The sequence below is a fragment of the Alcanivorax sp. genome, assembly GCF_051117345.1.
In the GTDB taxonomy this organism is placed as follows: Bacteria; Pseudomonadota; Gammaproteobacteria; order Pseudomonadales; family Alcanivoracaceae; genus Alcanivorax.
Window position 1 is genome coordinate 1 of sequence record NZ_JBNPEC010000201.1, and the last position, 25,406, is coordinate 25,406.

Consider the following 25,406-nt stretch of genomic DNA (forward strand, 5'->3'; position numbering starts at 1 on the left):
CCCGGAGATCAGAATGACCGAGAGGTTCTCCTTGAAGTGGAGAATGTCGTTGGTGCGAACCCCCTTGAGGTTCGCCAGCACGATACCGGTGACGGTAACCGCCACCAGGCCGGATTCCTCGCTGAGAGCATTCGCCAGTACGAATTCGCCAATCACCAGCGACAGCACCAGGAAGCTGCGCAGATATTCTGGTACCAGATGCCGGCGCAGCAGCGCTGCCAGGCCCATGGCGACCACAGCACCGATAGCGGCGCCGACGGTGATAGTCTGGAAAAACAGCCACAGGGTATGCAGTAACGCACCTTCCTGCCCGCTGGCCACCACCAGCTCATAGGCCAGTACCGCAAAAATGGCACCCAACGGATCGATGACGATGCCTTCCCAGCGAAGCAAGCGGGCGACGCTGCTGACGGGGCGTACGCTGCGCAGCAGCGGAACAATCACGGTAGGACCGGTGACCACCACCAGGGCGCCGAACAGCAGGGCAAGGTCAAACGACAGCTTGAGGAACCACCAGGCAGACACGGCGACAATCGACCAGGTGACCAGCGCCCCCCATGTCACCAGCCGGCGAACGGTTTTCTCCAAGCCACGAATTTCATCGAAGCGCAGGGTCATGGCCCCTTCAAAGAGAATGATCGATACCGCCAGCGATACGCCTGGAAGCAGCAGATCACCCAGCAGCTCTTTGGGTTGCAGTACCCCGGTGAGTGGCCCCAGTGCCAGACCTGTCAGCAGCAGAGGAAGAATGGCGGGCAGCTTGATACGCCAGGAAACCCACTGACACAGGAAGGCCACAACGGTGATGATGGCCAATTGGTATGCAATCTCTAAATTCATGCAGTTTCCGTTTGGTAAAGACGGGGGGCTGGACAAAAGGTGTCAGCAGGGTAAGCAGGCTGAGCCGCAGAATGTTGAATCACGGGCACAGATGAGGACAGGTTCCGGTCCGTTGGTCGTGTTGTCATCGCGGTTACCCATTGCGTTTCTGGAAACCCCATGGGCAGGGGCGCTTTCATTAACCCGCCAAAGCGGCTAATGGTCACAGGACAGCACGGTGGCCGCAACCCGTTTTTCAAAAGCATGCATGAATCAGGTTCATAAATTCACTGAAGCTAATAGGCACATGCGTTACCATCCCGTTCTCACTGCCTGAATGGACATTGCATGCAAGCCCAAATCTCCCCCCGTCGACTAGCGGTTTTACTCGGCACCCTGGTCGCCCTGGGGCCTCTGGCCATCGATACCTATCTGCCGGCATTGTTGGCCATGTCTGAGCATTTTGCCGTGCCGATCCATGATGTCGAAATATCAGTGAGTGTCTATGTGCTCGGCGTGGCACTGGGCCAGTGGCTGGGCGGCCCGTTGTCGGACCATTTTGGTCGTAAGCCGGTGGCCTATGTGGGCCTGCTGTTGTTTATTGCCGGTAGCTTGATCATTCCTTTCAGTAATGACATCCAGATGCTTTACCTGCTGCGTTTCCTGCAGGCCATGGGTGGTGGTGCATCCGTGGTGATCGCTGCAGCCTCGGTACGGGATCATTTTACCGGCCAGCAGGCCGCCGGGGTGCTCACCAGTATTGGCCTGGTCATGCTGATTGCGCCGTTGGTGGCGCCGGCGGTGGGCGTGGCGCTGCTCAATTTTGCCGGGTGGCAGAGCATTTTCTTCATGCTGGCAGGCTACGGGGTGATGTTGATGCTGCTGGTTCGTTTTCCGCTGCCCACGGTGCCCCGGCGACAGGACAATGAGTCGTTGTGGCATCGTTTGTTCAACGCCTATGGCCGGGTGCTGCGCAATCGCCCAGCCATGGGCTTTATTCTTGCCAATGCGCTGGCGTTTTCGGCCCTGTTTGTCTTTATTACCGACGCCGCCTTCCTGTACATGGATTATTTCGGCATCAGCCCCGACCAGTTTCCGCTCTATTTCGGCGCCAATGTGGTGACCATGCTCGGGTTGAACCGGCTGAATGTGGTGCTGCTGCGCCGCTACGCGAGTGCCGACATCATGCGTGTAGGGCTGATTCTGCAGGCACTGGCGGGGGTGGCCTTGCTGGCACTGACACTGACAGACAGCCTTGTCCTGTGGGCGGTAGTACCATTGATCATGGTAACGGCGGGGATGGTGGCACTAGTCATCCCCAACGGCATCGCCAGTTTTCTGAGCCTGTTCGACCGCGATAGCGGTGCGGCTACCGGCCTGAACGGCACGCTGCAATTCCTGCTGGCCGGGCTGATCGGCACGGTCTTGGGAGCCTGGCATGACGGCACGCCAGTGCCGATGACACTGTTGATGGCTGGCAGCAGCATTGCGGCGCTAAGCGCTTTTCTATGGCTGAGGAAAGGGGGCGGAACGTTAGAAGCAGTACATCGCGGGAATCGCATCAACCGTAGGGTGGATTAGCCTAAGGCGTAATCCACCTTCCTGCGATTCGAAGTCTGGTGCGGTGAATTTTGTGGATTACGCTTAGGCTAATCCACCCTACGAAGTCACCACCTTGTCTGCGTCAGACTTTTCCGCCACGGGACGCTGGTCGCAACGGTGGTGCCAGCCGAGCTGTCAGCACCAACAGCCCGGTGACGCCCCAAGGCAGCAACAGCCACAGGCTCAACGGCAACTCCCCGTCAAACAGCTTCTGCCCCAATGGGAACAGTGCGGCAACGTGAATCAGGTTGGCCAGCAGGGCGGCACCGCCGATCAGGAACAAGGCCTGCAGGGCAGCGGTGCGCCGCAGCAGACTCTGGCGAGCGCCGATGACAACCAGCAGGCGGTTGTCCTTGCGCATCTGGTCGGCGGTGGCCAACAGGGCCGCGGCCAGCACCAGCAAGGCAGCCAGCATCAGCATCAGCCCGACGAAGAAAGCGGCGCGACTGGCCTGGGCAACGATGTCTTCCAGGGTGGCAAGGATGGCGTTCACGTCCAGCAGACTGATCTGCGGAAACTGTTGCACCAGGCTGCCCAGCTCTGTGCTTTTCTCGGGGGGCAGATAAAAACTGGTGATCCAGGTGCGGCTCTGGGCATCCAGCGTGCCCGGGGAAAACATGAAATAGAAGTTGGGCGCAAAGCTTTCCCAGTCCACGTCCCGCAAGCCGACAATTTGCGCCTCGATGGGCGTCGACGACCCGGTAAAGGTCAGCTGGTCGCCCAGCTTCAGCCCCAGCGATTCCGCCAGCTCGCTTTCCACGGTTACCTCACCGGGTCGCTCGACCCAGCGGCCTTCCAGCAGTACGTTGCTGTCAGGCAGGGTATCCGCCTCGGTGAGAGACAGGTCCCGGTTCAATGCCCGCTCACCCCGGTCCTGCTCCTTGGTCACGGCATCACGCACCGGCTCACCGTTAATGGCAGTGAGCCGGGCGCGCACCACGGGATAGAGAGGCTGGCTGTCGCTGTTGTGCTGTGCCAGCCAGTCATTGAAAGGCGCCAGGTCCTGATCAAACAGGTTGATGACAAAGTAGTTGGGTGCGTTTTCGGGCAATGTAGAACGCCAGTCGCTCAGCAACTGCCTGCCGGTCTGGATCGACATGGACAAGACAGCCAGCGACACCACCAGCGCCGCCAGCAGGGGCAGGGTGGTCGCCTTGCGACGGCTCAGGCGACGCAGGGCCAGACGGGCAGCCAGCGGCATTCTGCCGCTGGCCCGGTCCAGTAACGACACCAGTGGCCACAAAAGCAGTGGTAGCCCCACCGCGATGGCAAAGGTCAGCAGCAACAGGGGCCAAAGGCTGGTCAGTGAACCGCTCATGACGGCGGCCAGCGGAACCGGGGTGAGCAGGGCGATTAGCAGGGTCCAGCGTTGGCGCCCGGGCTGGCTGTCACGCTGTTGCAGCAAGGCGGTGGCTGGCAGTCCCAGATGCGCCCACAGCGTTGGCGCGGCAAACCCCAGCCACAGCAGCACCGGGCCAACCAAGCCTAATACCGGTGCGGTAATGGGAAAGGCCATACCGCCGCCCATTAGTGTGATCAGATATAGGCCCAGGGCACTGGCCAGGGCAATACCGCTGAGCGTGGGGATCAACAAGGCAAGGGCGTCGCCGCCCAGCAAGCGGCGGATGATGGTCGCCTGGCTGGCGCCTACGGTTTTCATCACCGCACAGAGCGTTTGCTGGTGACGGGCGCGGTGGCTCGAGGTCAGGTAGATGGCTGCCGCACACAGCAACACCACCAGCATCACCGCCAGTTGCGACCACAGGAAAAGCTGTTCTACCGGCCCGCGACTGCGCAGTTCGGTATTGGCCACGGTTTCCAGTTCCTGGTCCGGCCGCAGCTCCGGGGTCAGCCGGCTCTCCAACTGCTGGCGAGCGGCATCATCGGCTGCCACCAGCAGGTTATGCCGGTAGCGACTGCCCTCGCCGAGTATCCCTGCCTGCTGCAAATCATCCATATGGATCAGGGCCCGTGGGTTCATGCTGTAGAAGCCCGCCTGCTGATCCGGTTCCTGGACGATGACTTTATCGATCAGCAGGCTGCGCTGGCCGAGCGTTATGAACTCCCCGGTCTGCAGGCCCAGACGGTCCAGCCCGGGGCCGGCAATCCACACGTGACCCGGTTGCGGACCCTGGTCAACCGGATACGGATCTGCAAAGCGGCTGTCACTGATCTGGATCTCGCCATAGAGGGGGAAGTCGGCAGAAACTGCCCGAATGCTGGCCAGCAGGAAGCTGTCGTCATTTACCAGCACGCTGGAGAACGTCACGCTTTCCGTGTGGCGAGTCTCAGCCAGCAGCTGGCGTTGTGCCGGTTCCGGGAAGCGGGTGCCTTCCAGAATCAGGTCTGCGCCCAGGGCAACGGCGGTACGCTGGTTGAATCGCTGGTCCACGGTGTCACGGAGTATCAGCATGGCAGTCATGGCAAAGGCTGCCACCAGTACCGCCAGTGCCTGCACGCGAAATGCAGGGGAACGCCAGGCCTTAAACACCAAGACGGCCCTCCACCAGGGACATGGCTCTGCTGCAACGCCGGGCCAGGGTCTGGTCGTGGGTGACCAGCACCAGGGCAGTGCCTTGCTCCTGGTTCAGGGAAAACAGCAGGTCTGCCACATGCTCGCCATTGGCATAATCCAGACTCCCCGTGGGCTCATCCGCAAACAGCAGGGAAGGGGAGACCGCGAAGGCACGCGCCAACGCAACGCGCTGCTGTTCCCCGCCAGACAGTTGGGCGGGGAAGTGGTGGCAGCGTTTGTCCAGCCCGACCTGGTCGAGCCAGTGGCGGGCAGTATCGCGGGCTTTGCTGCGGCCAAGAATTTCCAGTGGCAGCATCACGTTTTCCTGGGCGGTGAGATCGGCGACCAGTTGAAAATGCTGGAATACAAAGCCGCATTGCTCGCCACGCAGGCGGGCCCGTTGATCTTCACTGCCACTACTGAATGGCTTGCCTCCCAGCAACACCTCGCCGCTGGTGGGGACATCCAGCCCGGCGAGCAGGGACAGCAGGGTGGACTTGCCGGAGCCGGATGGCCCGGTAATGGCCAGACTGTCACCGGCATTCACTGCCAGCGTGATATCCTGCAGCAGATCCAGCCCGCCCTCTGGCCCCTGTACACGTTTGCCAAGGTTTCGGGCGCTTAATACGGGAGACTTTGTGGTCATGATTCGGCTTCTTTTAGTGACAATTCTGGCCATGGCGTCGCTGTCAGCGCAGGCCAAGGGCTTGCTGGTTCTCGGCGATAGTATCAGCGCCGCCTACGGGATTGAAAAATCCGCAGGCTGGGTGGCCCTGCTGGAGAAAGAACTGGAACAGCGCTGCCGTGATTTCCCCGTGATCAATGCGTCGGTCAGTGGTGAAACCACCGCTGGCGGCAATAGCCGGCTGGCCGCATTGCTGGAAAAGCATGCGCCGCAAATCGTGATCATTGAGCTGGGCGGCAATGATGGCCTGCGCGGCCTGTCCCCCATTGCCATGGGCAACAACCTGTCGCAGATGATTGAGAAAAGCCGTGCGGCTAACGCCACACTAGTATTGCTCGGCATGCGTATTCCCCCCAATTACGGACAACAGTATACGCGGCTGTTCGAACAGCAGTTCCGCCAAGTATCTGACGGCAAACAAGTCCCGTTGTTCCCGTTTTTCCTGGAAGGCGTGGTGGAGCAGGGCTGGATGCAGAAAGATGGCATTCACCCCACCGAGGAAGCCCAGCCCTTGTTGAAGGCCCATGCCTCTTCCGTGCTTGAACCTTTATTACCCGAGCAATGCAGTAAAGCCAAAGGAGGTGACGGTGTTTGAGTTGACGCCACCCTGGCAGGACGTACTGAATTACTGGTTTGAGGATGGCCTGAGCCAGGAATGGCCGCAGGCATCCGTCACGCGCAAATGGTTCCGCGCCAGCGCGGGTGATGATGCGGAAATTGAGCATCGCTTCGGCGCCTATGTGGAAGCAGCGGTACAGCAGGAACTGGTGGACTGGGAGCGCCAGCCACAGTCCCGCCTGGCATTGATCCTGTTGCTGGATCAGTTCACTCGGCATATCTACCGGGGCCAGCCCCAGGCCTTTGCGGGCGACCATCGGGCGGCAACGCTGGCAGTAGAGGGCGTCTCCCGGCAGATGCACAGCAAGTTACCTCTTTGCGGCCAGATGTTTTTCCTGATGCCACTGATGCACGCCGAGGATGAAGACTTGCAGGATCTCTGCCTGAACAGCATGACGGCGTTGTTGGAACGCGCGCCGGATTTCTGCCGTAAGTCGGTGCAAAGCAGTGTCAACGCGGCCCGCCAACACCGGGAATTGGTTTGTCGCTTTGGGCGTTTTCCGCATCGCAATAAGGCGCTGGGTCGGGAAAGCACCGCCGACGAGCTCGCCTACCTGGAAAAGTCGGGTGGCTTCGGACAGTAAGAAACGATTTCCTGCCGATGACGCGAAGTGACAGGTAGAGAGGCGATCTTGGCGAGAGTGTGCGTCAGCCGGGCTTTTTCTTGCGGATATAGAGCGTCTTGTTGATCGTTGCCACGGTCTCGCCCTCATCATTGACGATGGTCACCGGCCAGCAAGGCAGGTATTTGTTGCCATCGGCGGTGTGCTGCTGGATGTCTTTCAGCATCTCATCGGTGAGCAGGAAGCGGGCATGAACCCGCCCGGTGCCCGGCTTGATGAAATCAATCTCCGCGGCCTTGTCCCAGACGATGAAATCCCGCCCCAGCACGTTCATGACTATGAGCATATAGAACGGGTCCACCATGGAATAAAGACTGCCGCCGAAATGGGTGCCCACGTAATTGCGGTTGTACCAGTGCAACCCCATGGACACCTTCAGCTCGCGAAAGTCCTCCGCCAGATAGTCTACCCGCACGCCGGCTCCCAGGTAGGGGCCGTAAAGGTTTAGAAACCAGCGTAACCCTCTTGGAGTTCTGGCGAAGCGGGTCAACAGATTACTCACTGCCTGGCTCCAGTACGGCCAGGGCCTGATGCAGGCGATTGCGCACGGCAGCACAGACGGGTTTGTCGTGGTCTTTCAAGAGGCGAGCCATTTCGTCCAAAGCAGAAAACTGTTGCTGCTTCATGGCCGATGGCAGTTTTTCCAGTTGCCATTGCAGGCGACGCTGGCGCTCGGCTTCCGGGCTGGGCACACCAGCCAGTGCCTCGAAGGCCACCGCCAGTGTCAGTGATTCTTCGCCGCACTCATTCACGTCAGGCAGGCTTTCCACCGTCTGCTGCAGGGCCTGCCAATGCTCCCATTCAGACAGGCGGTCGAGCCTTTCGCGGGCACGGCGGCGAAGTTGCTGAGCCTGGCGGTTCAGAGACTGGGGCAGGGCGGAGCTGTTGAATTGCTCAAGCGCGTGCAGCGCCTCTTTCAAAGCCTGGGCACCTTCCCGTGAAAACGGAGCATCCAGGCAGCTTTGCAGTTGTGTGACAGTAGCCTGAGCTTCCTGTGACCGGACTTCCTGCTCTGCCTTGCGCTCGGCATGCTGACGATTACGCTCGGCAAACAGGGCATCCATGGCCTTTTTGAATGTTTTCTGTCCAGCGCGATGCTGGGCCGGCGGCAACCAGGGAGTGTCGCGCCATTGCTTCTGCAGTTGCTGGGCCTGCCGGGTGGCTTCGCCCACATCGTCCAGTTCGGCCAGGCTTTTTGCCTGGGTGATCAGGGCCTGGCGAGCGGTTTCTGCGCTCTCGATATAGTCCTTCAGCCTTTCATCCAGACCGGACAAGATGGCAGAGAAGCGTTTCTGTACTTCACGAGCGTGAGTGAAGCGCACCGGTTGAATGGCTTTCCAGTCTTTCGGTGCCTGCTGGCGGATTTGCCAGATGCCTTGCCAGTCGGCCTGACTCCAGTCTTGTGCGTTAATAAATTGCTCAAGTTGCTCGCAAAGCTGGCGGCGTTTTTCCAGATTGCGCTGGCGCAGCGCGTCCTGCTCGGCAAAATGGGCCTGGCAAGGCTCATAGGCTCGATCGGATGCAGCCTTGAAGCGATCCCACAGGGCCTGATCCTCATCCTGATCGGAGCTCATCAAGGCGCGCCATTCATCGTGAAGTGCCTGGATGGCAGAAGCCAGTTGCGGGGCATCCATGCTGCTGTCCGCCAGGGCCTCCATGGATTCGCACAGCGACACCTTCTTCGGTTCGGCAGCAAAGCGGTGCCAGTCCTGCAGTTCGGCACGGCGGGCTTCCAGTTTTTTCAGCTGGCTGGCCAGGGTTGAATCACCTTGCTCGTCGATGATGGCCTGAGCTTTGTGCCAGAGACGGTTGGCATGGCGCAGGTTGCCTTCACGAAGCTCCCGTTTCAGTGCGACCAGCAGCCCCTGATGGGGGCTCGGTGCGGGGCGAGCCGGGGCCGTTGATGGTTTTTCTTCGCGAGATGGGGCGGCGAGGGCAGTCAGCAATGGCGGCTTGGGGTATCCCGTGGGCCACTCAGCGGCCAGGCTGTGCAGGCGAGCCGGATCATCGCGAGCTTCGAGAATATCGGCGGCCAGATGCAACATTCGCTGGAAAGCATTGACCAGATCCTCGAAGGCCTGTTTGTCATTATCCGGCGCGGGGGCCTGCTCATTGGCGCTGTCCCAGCGACGTTTCTGGGTGGCAAGGGCAGAGCGCAACTCGCCCAGCTGGTCTTCCCAGGCCTGCGGGTCGCTCTGGTTCAGCAGTTGGTACAGGTTGTGGGCAGCGGCTTCCCGCTCAGCACGGGCGGTATCTGCCAGTGCCTGGCGGTGATTTTCTTCCTGCAGGGTCGCCAGTTGGTGGCGGCATTGCTGGAGTGCCTGCTGAACGCGCTCGGCCAGGTCCGGTGTGGCCCGGTTGCTGCTGTCTTGCCACTGCTGTTCCAGTTGTTCCAGGCGCGGCCCATAAAGGGCATCAACGGAGCGGCGGGCGTGTTGTTCCAGCCGATCTGCCAGTTGCACGACCCGTGCGGACTCGGCTTCTTCCTGCTGTATTTTTTCCTGCAGGGCCTTGGCTTGTTCCCGGGCCAGCCGGGTGACGCGTTTGTCACGGCCTTCGCGGCTCAGGCGTTTCAGTAGCGAGAGACTGCGAAGCTGTTGAGCGGCTTCCAGTCGCAGGGTTTCTGTCTTGCTTTCCAGGGCCAGCTCAAACAACAGGTTGTCATCATCGAGGCGCTCGATGGCGGCCTGTTGGCACATCTCGTCAGGGCTGTTGCGGGCAATAAAAGCCAGCGCCTCGCGATTGCCGGTCAGGCGTATCAGTCTCAAACGGGTTTCGCTGTTGGGAGCGCCATCTGCGGTGCCAGCCAGCAGTGCCATGATGCGCATGGACGCGGCTTCACGAACCGAGGGCTCTTCGTCACGCTGATGGATCTCATCCAGCAGTGAAAAATCGGCAACTCTGCCGCTGGCGGCGGCTCGCACCAGGGAGTTGGAGTCGCCCCGCGCAAGACGGGCCAGGGTGGCCTCGTCGTCGACGGGGGACAGTTGTTCCACGGCCTTGAGCCGCATGTCGGGATTGCTGTGCTGCCAGCGTGGTTTCAGAAATCGGCCAAACATATAAATTCTCAAGAAGGCGCCAGACGCTTGACGCTCTATGCCTGACGCTAAAAAGAAGGTGCGTCAGGCGTTCGGCGTGGTGCGTCCGGCGTTATTATTTTCCAGTAAGGCATCCTTTTCCGCCCAGAGCTCGCCAATCCATTGCTGGAATCGGGCGCGGAATTCCGGGTCCGATTCGTAGTCGCCTTCCGAGGCCCAGGCGGGGATCACGCGCTGCTGAACGATTACGTCAACCTCATTCATGGCGCCGCCGAGAAAAGCCAGCAGAGAGCGGGGTGCCTCCGGGGGGTAAATAATGGTCACATCAAGTAAATTTCGCAAATGCCCTGACATGGCATTAAGGGTAAAAGCGGCACCACCGGCTTTTGGTTTGAGCAGGTGTTTGTAGGGGGATTGCTGCTTGGCGTGCTTTTCTGCCTCGAAGCGGGTGCCTTCGAAGAAATTCATCACCGAAGTGGGGAAGTAGGCAAATTTCTCGCAAGCCTTGCGGGTGGTTTCCAGATCCTTGCCTTTCAGGGACGGGTTCTTTTCAAGCTCGGCCTTGCTGAACCGCTTCATGAAAGGAAAATCCAGGGCCCACCAGGCCAGGCCGAGCAGCGGTACCTTTATCAATTCCTGCTTGAGGAAAAACTTCAGGAAGGGAATTCTGCGGTTGGAGATGCGCTGCAGCACCAGAATATCCGCCCAGGACTGGTGATTGCAGGTGACCAAATACCACTGATCCCGATCCAGGGTCTCCATGCCGGTGATGTTCCATTTCACCTGACTGGTCAGGCCGATAATGGCGTTATTGATGCCGATCCAGGTCTCGGCGATGAAGACCAGGATTTTCGACAATACCACCTGGGATTTTTCCCCGCGCAGCAGCAGCCGAAGCAGGGCAAAAACGTAAAGCGGAAGGCAGAGAAGAAGGGTGTTAAGCAGGATGCCCACCAGGGCCAGTGCGCCACGAATCTTGTGCCAGATAGTCATAACCGTCGTCGTCAATAGCAGGGTAAACAGGCATGCTACCCAAACCTCGCAGGCATGTCCCGTGTCCGTTTCGGTCTTTTTTACCGAAAATACAGGGCGTTGGAGCCCTGGTTTCACCAGAAAGGCCATGCCGGACAGGCATGGCCTTGGCAGGGATAATCAGTAGACGATCAGTTCGCCCAGCCGCTGTTACGGCGACGACCGGACCGTGAGCGCATGATCATGCCGGCAACCAGGCCAAGCAGCAGAATGCCGACCCCGGTAATCCATTGCTGGGAGGTGTTGTTGTTGCGCAGCATCACGTTTTCGCCTTTCACCTGATCAAGCTCGGAACGAAGCAGGCTCAGCTCTTCATTGAGGCGACGGTTGGCCTGGTCCAGACGGATCGGGTCAGAGGCTACGTCCTGCAACTGCTCCAGCTCTTCGCTGCGAGAGCTGAGGGCATTCTTCAGTTCCGAGGATTGCTCGGAAAGCGCCTCGTGCTCGCCTTTGAGCTCTGCCATCTGAGCGCGCAGTTTGGCCGCTTCTGCCTTGGCTTCTTCGCTGGCCTGGTTGGCTCGCTCCAGCATGATTTCAGCGGTGGGGCTCTGGCTCAGGTACTGCTTGCCAATATAGCCTTCAATGTCTTTGTAGCGGATTTTTGCCCAGTCACCGTCAAAGCCGAGAAACTCGATGCGGGTACCGCTTTTGATGCCCCGGTGGAGAATGCGGCCAGCGGGGTTGGCAGATGAGCGAATCGGTACATAGATGCTGTCATCCACCCAGGCAGCGGAGGCGACAGCCGTATGGCTGGCCACCATTATTGCCAGGAAACAAACCAGTCTTGCGAGCATGGGGGTCTTTACTCCTTCGTGTCAGGCCGCGCAGTCTAGAGAAGTCATCAGGGTTGCGGCGCTACCATAATCACATTTCGCGCTGTGGGCCGTGGTCTCTTTGTAAAAAAAGGCAATCCGTCCGCCTGCAGGTCAGGGCAGTACCTTCTTGAACGGTTTCACCGTAACGCCAGCGTAAACACCGGCAGCGATGTAGGGGTCGGCATCCGCCCATTGTTGGGCGGCTTCCAGTGAGGGGAATTCGGCGACTACCAATGAGCCGGTGAAGCCGGCCTCACCGGGATCGTTGCTGTCGATGGCCGGGTGTGGGCCGGCCAGTATCAACCGGCCCTGTTCTTTCAGGGTTTCCAGGCGGGCCAGATGGTCCGCCCGGGCCTGTTTGCGCAAGGGAAGGGAGTTTGCCACGTCCTCACTGATAATCGCGTACAGCATGGTTTCGCTCTTTATTCAGGGTTAACGGTGGTGTGCGGCCATGATGTCTTCCAGTTTCAGCCCGGTCAGCTTGCCGATGCGGCGAAACAGAAAGACCATGGCAAGAATCAGCACAATCATGGAGGGCACGACAATAACCGGGTAGCTCAGGGCTGTCATCTTGCCCAGTTCGGCATTGAAGGCCTCGCTGCCCGGTGGGCTGGTCAAAATCATCTTGGCCAGCACGTAGTTGAGCACCGAGGACAGGAAAAAGGAGGCTGCGACCATCCAGGAGGCCTGCTTGAGGGTCAGCTCGAAGGCGCCGAGGTTGTTATTGTCTGCCAGCTTGGCTGCGATCTTGTCGGTATCCAGCACCTTGTCGTTGTAGAGAAAGATTTTCACCAGTGGCCAGCGAGTACGCAGGGAAATCACCGTTGCGACGCCCAGCAGTGCGGGAATGGCGGCTTCCTTTATGGCGATATACTTGGCGTCCAGCTCCATCAGGCTGATGCCGCCGGTGAGCAGAATGCTGACAATGCCCAGGCCGGAGAAAAAGTTGGCCTTGCCGTTCCGAAGGAAATCCCGAACGCCGTAGAGCAGGGGGAAAGCCAGCGCCACCACAATGGCCCACTTGGTACCCAGCCAGTCATCTCCGGAGAGTTTGGCCAGTATCAGGGCGGGAATGACAATATTGATCAGCAAGTTAGCCAGTAAGCTTTCCTGGTTCGGCGATGGGGTGCTGGCCGGCTTGCTGTTCTGTTCCGGGGTGTTGCTTTCGCTCATTCGGAGTTCCGTTTGATCAGTTTATGGCAGCCAGGGGGCGTTAAAGATGCCGGTGCAGGGCTCAAAAATGCTACCCTGCGCCCTGATTCCCGTCGTCAGTCTGCCGGAGCGTGTCCGTATGACGATGTGGAGTCACTGCAGACACATCGAGAACCTTGAGAGGATCTGGCTATCTCCTGTAACCACACAATCGACCTGCACAGTCACAGTACTGCGTCCGACGGTATTCTAAGCCCTGCAGCGCTGGTGTCGAGGGCTGCGGACTATGGCGTGACCTGTCTGGCCCTGACTGACCACGATACCCTGGCCGGGTTACCGGAAGCCCACGAGGCTGCACGGCAGCACGAGATCAGCCTGGTGAACGGTATCGAGCTGTCCGTCCGCCACGAAAACCGCGAATATCATGTGTTGGGACTGTGGCTGGACACCGATTGTGGGCAGCTTCAGGAACGCGTGGCCGGCCAGCAGGCGGCTCGGGTAAACCGCGCACGGGAGATTGGCCGCCGCCTGGATCGCGCAGCCACCCTGGCCAACAGTTATGAGCGTACCTGTGAACTGGCGGGCACCGACGCGCCAGGGCGCCCTCTCTTTGCCCGGTTTCTTCAAGAAGCGGGCAGGGTGCGCAACCACCGGCACGCCTTTAACCGTTATCTGAAGCAGGGCCAATCCGCTTTTGTGGCGACCCCCTGGTGCTCCCTGGAAGAGGCGATTGCCGATATTCATGCTGCCGGCGGCACCGCGGTGCTGGCTCACCCGCAGGCCTACGGCATGACGCGCAAGAAACTGCGCCAGTTTCTTGCCAGTTTCAAGGAAGCCGGCGGCGATGGCCTGGAAGTGGCCATGCCCGGGCTCTCTCCGCAACAGACCGCGTTGCTGGATGAATGCTGGCAGCATTTTGATCTGCAGGTGTCCGCCGGCTCAGACTTCCATTCGCCTGAGCAAAAATGGCTGGCACTGGGGCGATTGCCGCCAGTGCCGAACGGCGCGAGGCCGGTGTGGGAAGGAAGGCTGGCTTGAGTTAACAGTTAATAGTGAATAGTTAACAGCTAAAACAAAGGGTTGCTGCTGCTTATTAAAGTTCACTGTTAACGTTGATCCACCTTTTAACGCTGCCTTCCCGGCTGGAAAAGAACTCCTTCGGGCTTTTCCGCTGTTCACTATTAACTATTCACTGTTAACTGCTTATTTATGACCGAAATCCTCTATATCCATCCTGAAACTCCTCAGCCGCGACTTATCCGTCAGGCGGTAGACGTTATTCGTAACGGCGGGCTGATTGCCTACCCGACGGATACCACCTACGCGCTGGGCTGCGGTATTGGCGAAAAGAATGCCCTGGATCGCCTGATCCGCCTGCGGCAGCTGGACAAGAAGCACCAGTTCACCCTGCTGTGCCACGATCTGTCTGCGCTAGCCATCTATGCCAAGGTGGAAAACCCGGATTATCGTCTGCTCAAGGCCCACACCCCGGGCCCTTATACCTTCATCCTCAAGGGCACCACCGAGGTGCCGCGGCGGCTGATGGACCCGAAAAAGCGCAATATTGGTATCCGCGTGCCGGATCATGCCATCTGCCAGGCGCTGCTGGCCGAGCATGGCGAGCCGATCATGACGTCTACCTGCCATCTGCCCAACGACGAGTTCCCGCTGACTGATCCCCAGGATGTCCGCGACTTCCTGCAGGGACAGGTGGATCTGGTCATTGATGGTGGTTTCTGTGGCGTAATGGAGACGACCGTGATTTCCATGGCCGACGGTGATGGCCCGGAAGTGGTGCGGGAAGGCGCCGGCCCGGTGGACAGTATTTTCTAAATGTTGCCCTGGCTGACCATGTTTTACCCAGAGTGCCGCAAAGGGGCTGCTTGCCACTGTCCCTGATACCCCGGTTCACCGTATAATCGCTGGCTTTCCCCCGCGTGGTGCCCGTCGCATCGCGCGGCAGATCGGGTTTAGTGCGCTCCTGCCTGTGAGCGATACACAGCGGCGTGCGATATAACCCAAACAAGATTCTAAGGAGTAGGCTTTGAGTTCCGTGGTTCCCTCCCAGCGAGTTGTTTCCGGCATGCGCGCCACCGGCCGCCTGCATCTGGGGCATTACCATGGCGTGCTGAAAAACTGGGCGCGTCTGCAGCACGAATATGAATGTTTTTTCTTCGTGGCAGACTGGCACGGGCTCACTACCGAATACGAAAACCCGCACAACATCGAACAGCACGTCTGGGATCTGGTAATCGACTGGCTTGCCGCCGGCGTGAACCCGGGCTCGGCGACCCTGTTTATCCAGAGTCAGGTGCCGGAGCACGCGGAGCTGCACCTGCTGCTGTCCATGATGACGCCGCTGTCCTGGCTGGAACGGGTGCCCACCTATAAGGACCAGCAGGAAAAGCTGCGCGAAAAGGACCTCAGCACCTACGGTTTCCTGGGTTATCCGCTGCTGCAATCTGCCGATATCCTGGCTTACCGGGCCGGGCAAGTCCCTGTGGGCGCCGACCAGGTCGCTCATGTGGAGCTGACCCGGGAAGTGGCGCGCCGCTTCAATCACCTGTACGGCCGTGAGCCGGGCTTCGAGGAAGCGGTGGATGCAGCCATCAAGAAAATGGGCAAAAAGCAGGCGAAGGTCTACCTGAATCATCGCCGCCAGTATCAGGAACAGGGCGATGAAGCCTCCCTGGAGACGGCGCGCGCCCTGGTGGAAAGCCAGCAGAATATCACCCTGGGTGACAAGGAACGATTGATGGGCGACCTGGAGGGCGGTGGCAAGGTAATCCTGCCCGAACCCCAGGCGTTGCTGACGCCAGCCTCCAAGATGCCTGGTCTGGATGGGCAGAAAATGTCCAAGTCCTACGGCAACTTCATCACCATGCGTGAGGAAGAGGCGGATATCGACAGCAAGATCCGCCGCATGCCCACCGACCCGGCCCGGGTTCGCCGCACCGACCCGGGTAACCCGGATAACTGCCCGGTGTGGCAGTTCCACATGGTCTATTCCGATGACAACACCCGCGAGTGGGTAAAAGCGGGCTGCACCAGCGCCGGCATCGGCTGCCTGGACTGCAAGAAGCCAATCATTGAGGCCGTTCAGGAAGAGCTGGAGCCGATCCGCAAACGCGCCGAAGAACACCTGCGCAACCCGGATCTGGTCCGCACCCTGGTCGCTGAAGGCTGCGAGGAAGCCCGCGAGGCCGCCCGCGCCACTCTGGAAGAAGTCCGTGCCGCCATGGGGCTCAATTACCGCTGAGGCGCCCTGGGCGTTCTCGGGAGAGAGACATGACTGAACCGGCAGAACCTACAGTCACACCCATCATGAAGCCGCTGCATCCCAGCCAGGCAGAGATGCCCTTTGGCCTGATGTATGGCAAGGCCATCACCAAACTGCCGGACGATTTGTACATTCCGCCGGATGCGCTGGAAGTCTTCCTGGAAGCCTTCGAGGGCCCGCTGGATCTGCTCTTGTACCTGATCAAGCGACAGAACCTGGACATTCTCGATATCCCGGTCTCCACCATCACCACTCAGTACATGGAGTACGTGGAGTTGATGAAGGCGATGAATTTCGAGCTGGCGGCGGAATACCTGGTGATGGCCGCCATGCTGGGCGAGATCAAGTCGCGCATGTTGCTGCCTCGTCAGAAAGAAGACGAGGAAGACGAAGAACACGATCCGCGTGCAGAGCTGATTCGCCGCTTGCAGGAATATGAGCGTTTCAAGCAGGCAGCAGAAGACATCGACCAGCTGCCGCGCCTGGAAAGAGACATCTTCCCGGCAGAAGCCAAACGGCCGGAGTTTACCCGGGAAAAGGCTCAGCCGGATGTGGACATGCGTGAGCTGCTGCTGGCCCTGAAGGAGGTCATGCACCGGGCCGACATGTTCGAGAGCCATCAGGTGTCCCGGGAAAAGCTGTCTACCCGCGAGCGCATGGCCAACGTGCTGGACAAGCTCAAGGGCCGGGATTTTGTGCCCTTCGTGGAGCTTTTCAGCCCGGAAGAAGGGCGGCTTGGCGTCGTGGTCACCTTTCTGGCCACGCTTGAGCTGGTCAAGGGCAGCCTGATTGAGCTGGTACAGAACCAGGCCTTCGCTCCGATTCATGTCAAAGCGAAGACCCTGGTGCTGGAAGAATCTGACGTGCTGGCCCAACTTGAACTGGACGACGAACCCGATGACGGCGTGGATGATGAACCCGATGCCCATGACGGAACCGAGGGGTAGCTGTGGAAGCTGAACAGATAAAAAAAATCATTGAGGCCGCCATTCTGGTAGCGGATGGTCCGCTTGACCGGGATGCACTGCAGACGCTATTTGATGAAGAAGAGCGCCCCAGCAAGCAGGATCTGGGCAAATATCTGGAAGAGATCGGCGAGGCCTATGCGGATCGCGGCATCTTCCTGAAAGAGGTGGCTTCCGGCTTTCGCTTCCAGGCCCGCCCGGAACTGGGCCAGTGGGTCAGTCGCCTGTGGCAGGAAAAGCCGCCCCGTTACAGCCGGGCCATTCTGGAGACCCTGGCACTGATCGCCTATCGCCAGCCTATTACTCGTGGCGAAATCGAAGAAATTCGTGGTGTTTCCGTAAGCTCGCATATCGTCAAAAGCTTGCTGGAGAGAAACTGGGTGCGCGTGGTGGGGCACCGGGATGTACCGGGGCGCCCGGCCATGTTTGCCACCACCAAGCAGTTTCTCGACTACTTCGATTTGAAGAGCCTGGAAGACCTGCCATCGCTGTCGGAGATTCGTGATCTGGACAAGATCAACGAAGAACTGGCCCTCAGCGATGTGCCGCCCGCCAAAGCCGGTCCGGGAGACATGGATGAGGCACCGGAAGGCGAAGATGGCCATGGCCTGCTGGACGATGAGCGTGAACAGCGCCTGCCAGGGGACCAGGAAGCGTTCCCGGGTCTGGAGCAGGAACCGGAAATTGATGATGACACCTTGATGAGTATGGACAAGGTGGATTCGGTGTTGTCCGGCTTCGAACAGGAATTCCGTCGCAAACCGGCTGCCGACAAGGACAAGCAGGAAGCCGTTGCTATTGATGAAAGTGTGGCCGAAGAGGCCGAGACGGCTGACAATAGCCCCAATGACGCTGACGGCGAGGATGCCGCTGCGGAAAATAGTGCAGAGGACAGCCAGACACGTCATGACTGAAACTGAAAAATTGCAGAAAGTACTGGCGCGAGCCGGAATGGGCTCCCGTCGGGAGCTGGAGAAATGGATCGCTGATGGCCGGGTTTCGGTCAACGGCGCGGTGGCAACCCTGGGTGACCGGGTTGGCAGTGAAGACACCCTACGCGTAGATGGCAGGATTATTAAAGTGAAGGCGGAAGAAGAAATCGTTCAGCGCGTGATCATGTACCACAAGCCGCCCGGCGAAGTGTGCTCACGCAACGATCCGGAAGGGCGCGCCACGGTGTTTGATAACCTGCCGCGCCTGCAGGGCATGCGCTGGGTACAAGTGGGGCGTCTGGACATCAATACCACCGGCCTGTTGTTGTTCACCACCGATGGTGAGCTGGCACACCGCCTGATGCATCCGTCCAACGGTTTCGTGCGTGAGTACGCCGTGCGTGTTCGTGGTGGCATGACCCCGGAAAAGCGTCAGGCCATGCTCGACGGCGTGCTGCTGGAAGATGGTGTTTCCAAGTTCGACAGCATCGAAGATGCCGGCGGCGCGGAAGAGGGCGCCAACCACTGGTACAAGGTGACACTGACCGGGGGTAAATACCGGGAAGTGCGTCGTCTGTTCCAGTCCCAGGATCTGGACGTGGCTCGCCTGATGCGGATCCGTTTTGGCGACCTGACCTTGCCGCCCCAGCTGCGTCAGGGCCGCTGGATGGAGCTGGAGCCTGAACAGATCCAGGCCCTGATCGGCAAGGTAGAGTTGAAGGGCAAGAAATACACCGGCCTCTACGGCCGCGCCCGCCTGCGTCACCAGCGCGCCGGCAGCAAACCTCCTCGCAAGGCTCGTGGCCCGTATAGAAGATAGTTAACAGTGAATAGTTAACAGCTAGCCAGGCAGGTTTTCCTGGCTAATGTAGAGGCCGCGTTCATAGGTTGGGCGCGGCCTCTGCCGTTTAAAGATATCGGTAATAGCCGTCGCGAACTAACTCAGTCGCATCAGGCGCCCGACCAACGCCGGTAACGCCGTTTCTACCCTCAGAATGCGGCTTCCAAAGCTGTGGCAGACAAAGCCTTGTCGCTGCAGCATGCCTACTTCGTAGTCCGTCCAGCCTCCCTCCGGGCCGATGGCCAGGGTGACAGGCTCGCTCAGATCGCAGGGCATGGCCGGGTAGTCGCCGGGATGGGCGAGGAGGCGGCGGCCGGCGCCTGCCCAGGTGTCCAGGTCATCTTCTACGAAGGGTTTGAAACGCGGCGCCAGAATCAGGTCGGGCAGGGTGGTGTCGCGGGCCTGTTCCAGTCCAAGCAGCATTTTTTCACGCAGCAGGTCGGCCTTCAGGTTGGGGGTTTGCCAGTAGCTCTTGTCCACCTTCCAGCTGTTAATCAGGACGATGCGCTTGATGCCCAGACTGGTGGCGTCAATCAGGATGCGCTTGAGCATCTTGGGGCGGGGCAGGGCGAGCAGTAGCGACAGAGCGAGCGGCGCCTCAGGATGAGAATCCTCTTTAAAAGAGATCTCTATCTTACTGTTTTCTATGGTTTCAACTCGGGCCTTTCCCATCTTCCCATTAATAATGCCGGCGCGGCAGGCATCACCAGCGGCCAGCCCGAGGATATCGCGGACATGGCAGCATTGGCGGTCGTCCAGGCGCCAGAGATCACCATGAAGGTGTTGATGAGGGTGCAGTAACAGCAGATTCATGGCGCGGATTATCGCACAGCCTGACCCGGAATCCGCGCGCAAATCACGGAATGAGAGTGACGTAAATCGCTGTTTACTTGGCTGTTCTCGCCCTTTGCCTGGCCACTCGGCCTTGCTAGATTGCTCCCATTGCGCAATCAACTGGTTCCAGAAGTCTGCGCACTGATGAACCGCAAGACTTTCGGCACCCCATACGCCTGCAGTCTGGCTGCCGGGGAATTGGCCCGCTGGCAACTGGCGACGTCGTGAGGCCGCTGGTAGAGTGTGCCGCCCGTTCACCTGTTCGATTAACTGTTTTAGTGTGGAGAGTTTCATGCAGTTTCAGGGTACTGACCAATATGTGGCCACCGACGACCTGAAAATGGCCGTTAACGCAGCGATTGCGCTCAAGCGTCCGTTGCTGATCAAGGGTGAGCCGGGTACCGGCAAGACCCTGTTGGCAGAACAGGTGGCTGAATCCCTGGGCCTGCCGCTGCTGTCCTGGAATATCAAATCCACCACCAAGGCCCAGCAGGGCCTGTACGAGTACGACGCGGTATCGCGCCTGCGCGACTCTCAGCTCGGCGCTGAAGGGGTGGAAGATGTGGCCAATTACCTGAAGAAAGGCAAGCTGTGGGAAGCCTTTACCCATGAAGGGCAGGTTGTATTGCTGATCGACGAGATCGATAAGGCCGACATCGAGTTCCCCAATGATCTGCTGCAGGAACTGGATCGCATGGAGTTCTTCGTCTACGAGACCGGGAAAACCATCCGTGCCGAGCAGCGCCCGATCGTAATCATCACCTCAAACAACGAAAAAGAGCTGCCCGACGCTTTCCTGCGTCGCTGCTTCTTCCATTACATCAACTTCCCCGATGCCCAGACCATGCAGGCCATCGTCGATGTGCATTTCCCGGAGATCAAAAAGAACCTGGTCACCGAGGCCCTGGAAATCTTCTTCGACCTGCGCAAGGTGCCCGGCCTGAAGAAAAAGCCCTCCACCAGTGAACTGATCGACTGGTTGAAGCTGCTCATGGCCGACGATATCCCGGCGGACATCCTGCGCAACCGCGACACCAAAAGCGCGGTGCCGCCGCTTTACGGTGCGCTGTTGAAGAACGAGTCGGACGTACAACTGCTTGAGCGCCTGGCGTTCATGAACCGTCGCGAAAGCTAACCGCAACGCTGGCTGATTATGCTGATTGGTTTCTTCGAAAATCTGCGCCGTTACCGGGTCCCGGTGACTCTGCGCGAATTGCTCGATCTCTTTGATGCCCTGCAGGCTCACGTTGCCTTTGGTTCCATCGAGGATTTCTACCTGCTCAGCCGGGCGGTGATGGTCAAGGACGAAAAGTTCTACGACCGCTTCGATCAGGCCTTTGCCAACTACTTTGAAGGACTGGAGAACCTGGAGCCGGACTGGCTCAGCAAGGTGATCCCGGACGAGTGGCTGCGCAAAGAGCTTGAGAAGAACCTGAGCCCGGAAGAGTTCGAGAAGCTGAAGGGCCTGGGTAGCCTGGAAAAGATCATGGACGAGCTGCGCAAGCGGCTCGAAGAGCAGGAAAAGCGTCACCAGGGCGGCAACAAGTGGGTCGGCACCGGTGGCACCAGCCCCTTCGGCGGCTACGGCGCCAACCCGGAAGGGGTGCGCATGGTCGGGCCGTCCCGCAACAAGCGGGCGGTGAAAGTCTGGGAAAAGCGGGAATTCCGTAACCTGGACGATTCCGTGGAGCTGGGCACGCGTAATATCAAGCTGGCCCTGCGTCGCCTGCGCAAGTTTGCCCGGATTGGTCGCGAGGAAGAGCTGGATATGGATGACACCATCCGCTCCACCGCTCGTAACGCCGGCCTGCTCGATATCAAGATGCGTCCGCAGAAGGAAAACCGCGTCAAGGTGCTGATCTTCTTTGATGTGGGCGGCTCCATGGACCCGTACATCAAGCTCTGCGAAGAATTGTTCTCCGCCGCCCGGCTGGAGTTCAAGCACATGGAGTATTTCTACTTCCACAACTTCATTTATGAATATGTGTGGAAGGACAACCGCCGTCGCTGGGACGAGAAGATTTCCACCTGGGATGTGCTGCACAAGTATGGCAGCGACTACAAGGTGCTCTTTGTCGGCGATGCGGCCATGAGCCCCTACGAAGTGAACTCCGTGGGTGGCAGCGTGGAGCATTGGAACGAGGAGGCCGGCGCGGTCTGGTTCCAGCGCATCATGGAAACCTACGAAAAAGTGGCCTGGCTCAACCCGGAGCCGGAGCGTGCCTGGCAGATGACCACTTCCACCCAGTGGATCAAGCAGCTCAGCGAGCACAAGATGTACCCGCTCACCATCGAAGGCCTGGAAAAGGCCATGCGCTACCTGAGCAAGTAAGCCGTTACCGCGCCGGTCGCAGCCCCTGCTGCGACCGGCACATCCCATCCTGAATTTGCACACCATCCGTCCGCCAGTTCCCGTCTTTTACTGCAATAAACATTTCGTCTAGTAGCGGACAGCGATCCATATCCGTATTCTTCGCGCCTTTCGCGTTTCACGCCCCGGACAGCCCACAAGGCACGGAACCCCGGGACGCCGAAGCAAAAAAGATGAACGCCCACCGTGATCCGGTGGACTTCAGGAGAGATTCCCATGTCCAGGGTGCGAACCACCATCTGGACGACCGTTTTCAGCAGTACCGCTTTGGCCGCTACCGGCCTGTCTGCGGATACCACCCAGTCTGAAATCCGTCGTCTTCAACAGGAGCTGGATCAGCTCAAGGCCAACCTGACCCAGGATGCGCCAACCCATACCCCGTCAAACGATGTGCAATGGCCCGGCTTCGCCGTGTTCGGCAAGGTCAGCGTGGATGCCATCTACGATGACAAGAACGCAGGGCTTAATGATCTGCTTATCCCGAGTACCATCCCTGCCGGCGACACCCACCAGCAGAATTTTGAGCTGCATGGCAAGAACAGTCAGCTGGGCCTGCGAGTGGGCGAGGGCAGTGGGCCCCATGCGGTGTTCGCCGTTGACCTGTTCGGCAGCATCGACGGCTACGACCTGCGGGTGCGCGATTTCTATTTTGAGTATGGCGCCTTGCGTGCCGGCTACGGCTACACCGCTTTGCTGGATGGTGCGGCCTGGCCGTTGACGCTGGATTCCCAGGGCCCCAACAGTGCCATCTTTGCCCGCCAGACCGGCGTGCGCTGGCAGGGCGAGCATCTGACCTTGTCACTGGAAGACCCCAATCCGGAGGTCTATGACCCGGATAACCTGAGCAGCGCCAGCGGCCGCCGGCCTGACATTGTCGCCGCCTGGACCCAGCCCCATGACCGAGGCCACGTGCGGGCGGGGCTGGTGAACCGGGAAATCGGTGTGGAATTTGCCGGTGGCGACCAGCAATACGCCAATGCCACCGGCGGTGTGCTCAGCGGCAGCCTGGCTGTGACCGACAGCCTGACCCTGCTGGCCAGTGGTAGTTACGGGCAGGCCATGGCCCATTACTACAATGACCTGTCCGGCTTCGGTGACAGCGGCATGGATGGCTATGTGTTTGCTACCGACGGGTTGCAGCCCTTGCTGGCCCAGGGCGGTTATCTAGGCGGGCAGTGGCAGTTCCGTCCGGACTGGATCCTGGCCATGGTCGGTGGTGAGATCACCCTGGAAAAGAACAGTGAGTTGCCGGCGGATGCCATGCGCCGCACTCGCTACGGCACCCTTAGCCTGATTCGCCAGCATGATGACAGCCTCAGCTACGGGGCCGAGCTGGCCTACGGGATGCGCGACAACCAGGCAGGGGATCGCAGCGAAGCGCCACGGGTGCAATTCAATCTGACCTACCGCTTCGAACATACCCACAGTCGCGATCACTGAGCGAAAGGCTATCCGGTGTTAGCACCAAGGGCCCGAACCCCGGCCCTTGGTGTGATCGAGACAAGCGCGCCCTAAAGGCTAAACACACCTTGGAAGGTGGCATCATAAGGCTCCACCCACATGTCAGCGACCTTCTATCTCGTCACCTTTTTCCAGCTGTGGGTACATGCCCAGTTGCTGCCAGTCCGGCAGGCCTGAATGCAGACGTTCTATTGTTGCCTGCTTGCCACGGACGCTGCGTTTTTCCATCTCCTCGGGGGAGATGGCTTCGGATCGGACCTGATGTTTTAGTAACAAGCGATTGTTTTCCGGCAGATGTTCGTCCGGAATAGCGCCCATGCAGGGGTTCGGATGTCCCAGCCCCTGACTCAGGGCCAGTGCCAACTGGAGTTGCAGGGAGTAATCCAGTGAATGCACTGGCGGCGTAGGCAGCGGTGGGTCTGTCAGGTCGCAGAAACCACTCGCCTGGGTGGTAACGCCGAAGGGCTCGCTGCCATCAATATTGCGAAACCAGTTCATTTTATCCTGTTCCGAGCATGTGTCAGCGGGAATGAATGCCACACCCTTGTAGGGCATAAAGGAATCCGAGCCGGCCAGATTGGCCCTGACCTGTGCTGTTGAATGGCAGCTCATGCAGGAAGAATCAGGGTTGTCCACCGGGCCATTCAAGCGCCCATGCTTGCCGGTCATGCCGGCAAAGGGGGAGGGAACTGCCGGGTTGATCCAGTTTTCATCAAGGTCCGGATCGCCCGCCGCAGTCACATCAGGGTCGTTCCCCCAGGCCAGCCCCACGGGGGTCAGGTTATACCACCTGTCTGCCGGGTTGGCGGCTGGCAGCGACTCGTCATAAACGTAGGTGGCGAATACCCAGCCGGTCTCCGTGGATCGGACATCCTTGACGGCGATATCCATCTGCAGCAAGCGCACTTCAAAGGTGTCGCCGGACGCATCATCAGGTGCCTGAATCTGCCAGGCAGGGGAGTTGGCCAGCGGGTCCGGGCCCACTATCGCGCCGGGGTCATATTCGGCAAAAAGCACTTTCATGACGACGGTACCATCGATGAACTGCGCTTTGCCCGGGTCGGCCTGCATGGGGTCGGGGTGCTGGAATACCTGGCCGACGGTATAACCGCCGAGTTTGTTATAGAGGCCAATCCCGTATGCCCCCATATCGGAAGACAGCCAGCTTTGCTCGCTGGCCCTCAGCGCCCGTTCCTCAGTCAGCCCGTGGCGAGGCTCCCGTGGGAAAAAACCGGACGTCATCATCGGTACGTGGTACCAGCGCTTTTTACCGGACAAGGCGCCGTTCTGAGGAACGAAGTCATACGGCGCCAGATCCTCCAGGACGTACTGCTTCAACGCCTGCAGATAATCCAAACGTTGCGCCTCGATTCTGAAATCATGATTGAGCCAGGGGGCAGAGGTAGTCGGTTCAAATGGATCCCAGCCGGTGATTTCTCCCTCTTCAACCACAGGAATGCCCAACGGATAGTCCTGTGCGAGCTGGAAGGAGGGCCCTCCTTGTGGAGGGGCAGCTCTGGCAATCCAGTCCGGGAACCATCCTGAGCACTGCACGGTGTAACCGACCCCGGGTTCGCCGCCCTGGCCGGTGGTGTCGCGCACCGGCTCGTCAAACGTGGGACGGCACCCGGTGTTGAGGGCAGCCACCCCGGAAAGCGCCATACCCAGAATCAGCCTCTTTACATATTGATGTTCCTTCATCGTCTTTCCCTCCCTGACATCATGTCGGTTTCGCCAGCTTACGAGATTGTAAAATCAGCGAATAGCCACCAAAAAATAGGGCGAGGGAAGGACGAAAAGCGCAGTGAAGGAAAACAACAGCT

At 59.4% G+C, this 25,406-nt stretch carries 23 protein-coding genes; 12 read left to right on the forward strand and 11 right to left on the reverse strand.

Features of this window, described 5'->3' with window-relative positions:
• On the reverse strand, positions 1-840 hold an 840-nt coding region (locus tag ACFE0K_RS12700), incomplete at its 3' end, for a cation:proton antiporter (RefSeq protein ID WP_434536411.1).
• A gap of 327 nt (positions 841-1,167) precedes the next feature.
• On the opposite strand from ACFE0K_RS12700, the gene ACFE0K_RS12705 reads away from it, so the two are divergent.
• A complete protein-coding gene (locus ACFE0K_RS12705) occupies positions 1,168-2,400 on the forward strand; it encodes a multidrug effflux MFS transporter (RefSeq protein ID WP_434536412.1) in 1,233 nt (410 codons plus the stop codon).
• 103 nt (positions 2,401-2,503) lie between these two features.
• Here ACFE0K_RS12705 and ACFE0K_RS12710 read toward each other — a convergent pair whose 3' ends face one another.
• Together ACFE0K_RS12710 and ACFE0K_RS12715 are read right to left on the reverse strand one after the other, a co-directional pair.
• Positions 2,504-4,912 (reverse strand): ABC transporter permease, encoded by a 2,409-nt coding sequence (locus ACFE0K_RS12710; protein WP_434536435.1) that lies wholly within the window; start codon positions 4,910-4,912, stop codon positions 2,504-2,506.
• Entirely contained in the window at positions 4,905-5,582 is a 678-nt protein-coding gene (locus ACFE0K_RS12715; RefSeq protein ID WP_434536413.1) for an ABC transporter ATP-binding protein, read from the reverse strand. Before ACFE0K_RS12715 ends, ACFE0K_RS12710 begins: the two co-directional genes overlap by 8 nt.
• Between ACFE0K_RS12715 and ACFE0K_RS12720 the strand changes: the two genes are divergently transcribed.
• A complete protein-coding gene (locus tag ACFE0K_RS12720; protein WP_434536414.1) occupies positions 5,581-6,216 on the forward strand; it encodes an arylesterase in 636 nt (211 codons plus the stop codon). The two genes, ACFE0K_RS12715 and ACFE0K_RS12720, sit on opposite strands and share 2 nt — an antisense overlap.
• Entirely contained in the window at positions 6,209-6,823 is a 615-nt protein-coding gene (locus ACFE0K_RS12725) for a DUF924 family protein (protein WP_434536415.1), read from the forward strand. Before ACFE0K_RS12720 ends, ACFE0K_RS12725 begins: the two co-directional genes overlap by 8 nt.
• A gap of 64 nt (positions 6,824-6,887) precedes the next feature.
• Here the strand turns inward: ACFE0K_RS12725 and ACFE0K_RS12730 are convergent, their stop codons facing one another.
• The 6 genes from ACFE0K_RS12730 to ACFE0K_RS12755 form a co-directional block, all read right to left on the reverse strand.
• Positions 6,888-7,364, reverse strand: coding sequence for a DUF4442 domain-containing protein (locus ACFE0K_RS12730; protein WP_434536416.1), 477 nt, complete (start codon positions 7,362-7,364; stop codon positions 6,888-6,890).
• On the reverse strand, positions 7,357-9,921 hold the full coding sequence (locus tag ACFE0K_RS12735) for a DUF349 domain-containing protein (RefSeq protein ID WP_434536417.1): 2,565 nt from the start codon (positions 9,919-9,921) through the stop codon (positions 7,357-7,359). Before ACFE0K_RS12735 ends, ACFE0K_RS12730 begins: the two co-directional genes overlap by 8 nt.
• 63 nt (positions 9,922-9,984) lie before the next feature.
• Positions 9,985-10,893 carry an acyltransferase gene (locus ACFE0K_RS12740; RefSeq protein WP_434536418.1) on the reverse strand — a complete coding sequence of 303 codons (909 nt, stop codon included), beginning with the start codon at positions 10,891-10,893 and terminating at the stop codon, positions 9,985-9,987.
• 170 nt (positions 10,894-11,063) lie between these two features.
• On the reverse strand, positions 11,064-11,726 hold the full coding sequence (locus ACFE0K_RS12745) for a TIGR04211 family SH3 domain-containing protein (protein WP_434536419.1): 663 nt from the start codon (positions 11,724-11,726) through the stop codon (positions 11,064-11,066).
• A 132-nt stretch (positions 11,727-11,858) separates the two neighbouring features.
• The gene (locus tag ACFE0K_RS12750) at positions 11,859-12,158 is read right to left on the reverse strand and encodes a YciI family protein (protein WP_434536420.1); all 300 of its coding nucleotides are present in this window, start codon (positions 12,156-12,158) and stop codon (positions 11,859-11,861) included.
• Positions 12,159-12,179: 21 nt separating this feature from the next.
• Complete coding sequence (locus tag ACFE0K_RS12755) at positions 12,180-12,920, reverse strand: VC0807 family protein (RefSeq protein ID WP_434536421.1); 741 nt, start codon at positions 12,918-12,920, stop codon at positions 12,180-12,182.
• Positions 12,921-13,115: 195 nt separating this feature from the next.
• On the opposite strand from ACFE0K_RS12755, the gene ACFE0K_RS12760 reads away from it, so the two are divergent.
• From ACFE0K_RS12760 to rluB, 6 genes are all read left to right on the forward strand, one after another.
• Positions 13,116-13,937: a PHP domain-containing protein gene (locus tag ACFE0K_RS12760; protein ID WP_434536436.1), complete on the forward strand. Its 822-nt coding sequence runs from the start codon at positions 13,116-13,118 to the stop codon at positions 13,935-13,937.
• A 171-nt stretch (positions 13,938-14,108) separates the two neighbouring features.
• A complete protein-coding gene (locus ACFE0K_RS12765) occupies positions 14,109-14,732 on the forward strand; it encodes an L-threonylcarbamoyladenylate synthase (protein WP_035244377.1) in 624 nt (207 codons plus the stop codon).
• A gap of 211 nt (positions 14,733-14,943) precedes the next feature.
• Complete coding sequence (locus ACFE0K_RS12770) at positions 14,944-16,158, forward strand: tryptophan--tRNA ligase (protein WP_434536422.1); 1,215 nt, start codon at positions 14,944-14,946, stop codon at positions 16,156-16,158.
• A gap of 29 nt (positions 16,159-16,187) precedes the next feature.
• Positions 16,188-17,126, forward strand: coding sequence for a segregation and condensation protein A (locus ACFE0K_RS12775; RefSeq protein WP_434536423.1), 939 nt, complete (start codon positions 16,188-16,190; stop codon positions 17,124-17,126).
• 2 nt (positions 17,127-17,128) lie between these two features.
• The gene (gene scpB, locus ACFE0K_RS12780) at positions 17,129-18,058 is read left to right on the forward strand and encodes an SMC-Scp complex subunit ScpB (protein ID WP_434536424.1); all 930 of its coding nucleotides are present in this window, start codon (positions 17,129-17,131) and stop codon (positions 18,056-18,058) included.
• Positions 18,051-18,896 (forward strand): 23S rRNA pseudouridine(2605) synthase RluB, encoded by an 846-nt coding sequence (gene rluB / locus ACFE0K_RS12785; RefSeq protein ID WP_434536425.1) that lies wholly within the window; start codon positions 18,051-18,053, stop codon positions 18,894-18,896. The genes scpB and rluB overlap by 8 nt, the downstream gene beginning before the upstream one ends.
• 117 nt (positions 18,897-19,013) lie before the next feature.
• On the opposite strand, the gene ACFE0K_RS12790 is transcribed toward rluB, so the two are convergent.
• Positions 19,014-19,730, reverse strand: a complete 717-nt coding sequence (locus tag ACFE0K_RS12790; RefSeq protein ID WP_434536426.1) for a 16S rRNA (uracil(1498)-N(3))-methyltransferase — start codon at positions 19,728-19,730, stop codon at positions 19,014-19,016.
• A 313-nt stretch (positions 19,731-20,043) separates the two neighbouring features.
• Between ACFE0K_RS12790 and ACFE0K_RS12795 the strand changes: the two genes are divergently transcribed.
• The 3 genes from ACFE0K_RS12795 (at position 20,044) to ACFE0K_RS12805 (ending at position 23,562) form a co-directional block, all read left to right on the forward strand.
• The gene (locus ACFE0K_RS12795) at positions 20,044-20,886 is read left to right on the forward strand and encodes an AAA family ATPase (protein ID WP_434536427.1); all 843 of its coding nucleotides are present in this window, start codon (positions 20,044-20,046) and stop codon (positions 20,884-20,886) included.
• Positions 20,887-20,904: 18 nt separating this feature from the next.
• Positions 20,905-22,083 carry a vWA domain-containing protein gene (locus ACFE0K_RS12800; protein WP_434536428.1) on the forward strand — a complete coding sequence of 393 codons (1,179 nt, stop codon included), beginning with the start codon at positions 20,905-20,907 and terminating at the stop codon, positions 22,081-22,083.
• Between the two features lie 255 nt (positions 22,084-22,338).
• A complete protein-coding gene (locus ACFE0K_RS12805) occupies positions 22,339-23,562 on the forward strand; it encodes a hypothetical protein (RefSeq protein ID WP_434536429.1) in 1,224 nt (407 codons plus the stop codon).
• Between the two features lie 123 nt (positions 23,563-23,685).
• Here ACFE0K_RS12805 and ACFE0K_RS12810 read toward each other — a convergent pair whose 3' ends face one another.
• Positions 23,686-25,284, reverse strand: a complete 1,599-nt coding sequence (locus tag ACFE0K_RS12810; RefSeq protein ID WP_434536430.1) for a hypothetical protein — start codon at positions 25,282-25,284, stop codon at positions 23,686-23,688.
• Between the last annotated feature and the right edge of the window lie 122 nt (positions 25,285-25,406).

Coding starts and splice junctions, on each gene's coding strand:
- ACFE0K_RS12795 (WP_434536427.1), top strand. CDS start 20,044: ATGCAGTTTCAGGGTACTGACCAATATGTGGCCACCGACGACCTGAAA.
- ACFE0K_RS12705 (WP_434536412.1), top strand. CDS start 1,168: ATGCAAGCCCAAATCTCCCCCCGTCGACTAGCGGTTTTACTCGGCACC.
- ACFE0K_RS12735 (WP_434536417.1), bottom strand. CDS start 9,921: ATGTTTGGCCGATTTCTGAAACCACGCTGGCAGCACAGCAATCCCGAC.
- ACFE0K_RS12810 (WP_434536430.1), bottom strand. CDS start 25,284: ATGAAGGAACATCAATATGTAAAGAGGCTGATTCTGGGTATGGCGCTT.
- rluB (WP_434536425.1), top strand. CDS start 18,051: ATGACTGAAACTGAAAAATTGCAGAAAGTACTGGCGCGAGCCGGAATG.
- ACFE0K_RS12715 (WP_434536413.1), bottom strand. CDS start 5,582: ATGACCACAAAGTCTCCCGTATTAAGCGCCCGAAACCTTGGCAAACGT.
- ACFE0K_RS12765 (WP_035244377.1), top strand. CDS start 14,109: ATGACCGAAATCCTCTATATCCATCCTGAAACTCCTCAGCCGCGACTT.
- ACFE0K_RS12745 (WP_434536419.1), bottom strand. CDS start 11,726: ATGCTCGCAAGACTGGTTTGTTTCCTGGCAATAATGGTGGCCAGCCAT.
- ACFE0K_RS12755 (WP_434536421.1), bottom strand. CDS start 12,920: ATGAGCGAAAGCAACACCCCGGAACAGAACAGCAAGCCGGCCAGCACC.
- ACFE0K_RS12720 (WP_434536414.1), top strand. CDS start 5,581: ATGATTCGGCTTCTTTTAGTGACAATTCTGGCCATGGCGTCGCTGTCA.
- ACFE0K_RS12740 (WP_434536418.1), bottom strand. CDS start 10,893: ATGACTATCTGGCACAAGATTCGTGGCGCACTGGCCCTGGTGGGCATC.
- ACFE0K_RS12800 (WP_434536428.1), top strand. CDS start 20,905: ATGCTGATTGGTTTCTTCGAAAATCTGCGCCGTTACCGGGTCCCGGTG.
- ACFE0K_RS12805 (WP_434536429.1), top strand. CDS start 22,339: ATGTCCAGGGTGCGAACCACCATCTGGACGACCGTTTTCAGCAGTACC.
- ACFE0K_RS12750 (WP_434536420.1), bottom strand. CDS start 12,158: ATGCTGTACGCGATTATCAGTGAGGACGTGGCAAACTCCCTTCCCTTG.
- ACFE0K_RS12790 (WP_434536426.1), bottom strand. CDS start 19,730: ATGAATCTGCTGTTACTGCACCCTCATCAACACCTTCATGGTGATCTC.
- ACFE0K_RS12775 (WP_434536423.1), top strand. CDS start 16,188: ATGACTGAACCGGCAGAACCTACAGTCACACCCATCATGAAGCCGCTG.